Origin of the sequence: Pseudomonas sp. PS01303, from assembly GCF_029959385.1 — a bacterium.
GTDB lineage: Bacteria > Pseudomonadota > Gammaproteobacteria > Pseudomonadales > Pseudomonadaceae > Aquipseudomonas > Aquipseudomonas rustica.
Genome location: NZ_JASCPK010000365.1, coordinates 1 through 255 on the forward strand (window position 1 = coordinate 1; position 255 = coordinate 255).

Sequence of the window (255 nt, forward strand, 5' to 3'; positions counted from 1 at the left end):
CTTGACCATATAACACCCAAGCAATTTGATGCTCCTAGTTGAAAAGACGAGAGAGACCAGATTGCGGTGTGTGAAGACGAAACGAACCGAAAGTTCGATGTTCACAAACACCGAAAGCTATCACATATCCAATTTGCTGAAGCGAGACCAACTGGTCACGACTCAGTACCCGAATTTCTTGACGACCATAGAGCGTTGGAACCACCTGATCCCATCCCGAACTCAGCAGTGAAACGATGCATCGCCGATGGTAGT

At 47.5% G+C, this 255-nt stretch carries 1 rRNA gene; it reads left to right on the forward strand.

The window, feature by feature from the left end:
• Positions 1-177: 177 nt before the first annotated feature.
• A 5S ribosomal RNA gene (gene rrf, locus QMX93_RS31080) occupies positions 178-255 on the forward strand; the annotation flags it as partial.